Source organism: Streptomyces murinus (genome assembly GCF_002154555.1).
GTDB lineage: Bacteria > Actinomycetota > Actinomycetes > Streptomycetales > Streptomycetaceae > Streptomyces > Streptomyces murinus.
In genome coordinates this window covers 1-1967 of sequence record NZ_MUNF01000472.1, presented here as the reverse complement: position 1 = coordinate 1967, position 1967 = coordinate 1, and the positions used below count along the sequence as shown (strand labels likewise).

The 1967-nt window shown below is 76.0% G+C and carries 2 protein-coding genes and 1 pseudogene; all 3 read right to left on the bottom strand.

Annotation, left to right across the window (positions count from 1 at the left end; all coding sequences use genetic code 11):
• Positions 1–437 (bottom strand): annotated as a pseudogene (locus tag CCN72_RS26870) (hypothetical protein); the annotation flags it as partial.
• Positions 434–1276 (bottom strand): COG1470 family protein, encoded by an 843-nt coding sequence (locus tag CCN72_RS26865; protein ID WP_086810349.1) that lies wholly within the window; start codon positions 1274–1276, stop codon positions 434–436. The gene CCN72_RS26865 and the pseudogene CCN72_RS26870, both read right to left, overlap by 4 nt.
• Positions 1277–1337: 61 nt before the next feature.
• The coding region (locus tag CCN72_RS26860; protein WP_107430158.1) for an LPXTG cell wall anchor domain-containing protein at positions 1338–1967 on the bottom strand (630 nt) is incomplete at its 5' end.

The window sequence follows — 1967 nt, the reverse complement described above, 5'->3', positions numbered from 1 at the left end:
CCGTCGCCCCGCTGCCCGCCGGAGGGCTCGGCGGGCAGCGGGGCGACGGGGTGCCCGGCGACATCGAGGACGGCGTCCGCCTGCGCCGGGGTGCCGGTGACCGTGGCCACGTGCACCACGCAGGGGCAGGGCACGGGCGGCTCGGCGACCGGCAGCTTCTTGGCGAAGGCGCCCCGGGCGTCGGTGGTGACGGCGCGGCCGTCGGCGTTGGCGCAGGAGTTGGTGCCGCCGATGACGCCCCGGGACGGGGTCGCCCGGCCGCAGACCAGCAGCATCAGCAGGGTGCGCGGGCGCCAGCCGGTTCCGTGCACGGTGACCGAACCACCGGTGCCGGCCTGCGCCGCGGACAGCCGTACGGCAGGGCCGTCCGCCGCCGCGATCCCGGCGAGCGGCAGCAGGAGCAGTACGGCGACCACCAGGACCCCGATCCGCCTCACACCACCGCTCCCGTCAACTCGGCCTCGCGGGACGGGGTTTCGCTCTCGCGGGTACGACGCGCACGCCGCCGGACGAGGAACGTGACCGTCGCCGTCGCCGCGAGCCCGGCGAGGGTGCCGAGCGTGCCCCAGGGCACGAAGGTGGCCGCCGTGGTCGCCGTGGCGCGCGTCCCGTCCGCCGTCACCGTCAGCCGTACGTCGACACGGTCCAGGAACGGGCGGCCGTGCCACGGCTCGCTGAGGGTGCGCCGTGCGCCCGGGGCCAGCCGGACGGGCAGCGGGCGCGGGGCCCGGTCCAGGACCCGCCCGAAGGTGCCGTCGGCGCGTACCGCGAGGGTCGGTACGAGCACGGTCGTACCCCGGTTGACCAGCTGGTACGTGATGCCGCCTGGGTGGACGGCGAGATGTTCGACGGTCAGCGCGGCGAGCCGGGGCCCGGCGATCCGCAGCCGCACCGGAACGCTCGCCGTACGGCCCGTACCGTCGCGCGCCTCGATCGCGCCGGAGCGGTCGCCGGGCGCGGAACCGGACGGCGGGGTCACGGTGAAGGGCACCTCGGCGCGGGTGCGGGCCGGGACGGTGAGCGTGGCCCTGGCGAGGACGACCGGCAGGCCGGTGCCGCGCAGCCGTACCGTCACCGGGGTACGGCCCGGGTTGGTCACGGCGACGGTGTCCTGGAGGGCGGTGCCGGGGGCGCCCTCGGCGTAGAAGGACGGACGGGGGCCGCCGGCGGGCGCGAGGGACCAGCCGGCCGGGCGTGCGGCGGCGGGTGACGCGGCGCCCAGCAGCGTCAGCATCAGCAGCAGGGGCGGTCCGAGGGCGCGTACGGCGGACGGCATGGGCGGCTCCAGCGCTGGTGACCGGGTTTCGGCGGCGTACGGCGGCTTACGGCGGCGGAGTTCAGCGGCGTACGGCGGGGCCGCGCCGGGTCAGCCAGAGGGCGCCCGCCGCGCCGGTGAGGAGGACGGTGCCGCCGAGGGTGCCGAGGGCGATGGCGGAGTCGTCGGGGCCGGTCTGCGGGAGGGTGCCGCCGGGCGCGGAGCCGGAGGTTGAGCCGGAGGAGCCGGAGGTTGAGCCGGTGGTACCCGAGGTGGTGCCGGACGAGCCGGAGGAGCCACCGGTCGAACCGCCGCCGGGCGCTGTCACGTCGAGTGTCAGGGAGGGGCCCGGGTTGTTGGTGGGGGTGCAGGTCGTCGTCGTACCGAGCGCCTTGATGGTGAGCGTGCCCGCGGTGAGGGTGACCTTGCCGGACTTCTTGGGCGTGTAGGTGCCGCTCAAGTCGCTGATCTTGATGGGGGTGTTGGCGGGGATCGCGGTGGCGTTGGGCGGCCCGCTCACCGGGATCGTGCCGCTGTCCGCGCCGCCCAGCTTGATGGTGGCGCTCGGGCTCATCGCGCCCTTGCCCAGTTCGACGGGGCTGGAGGAGACGCCCTTCTGCCAGGACATCGTGACCTTGTAGCCGGCGCCGCTGCGGACGCCCTTGATGTCGATCGGCGAGACGGCGCTCTTGACGCCGATCGGCGTCTCACA

Bases quoted from the DNA above. Each gene is read 5' to 3' on its own strand.
- CCN72_RS26865 (WP_086810349.1), bottom strand. From the start codon at position 1,276: ATGCCGTCCGCCGTACGCGCCCTCGGACCGCCCCTGCTGCTGATGCTG.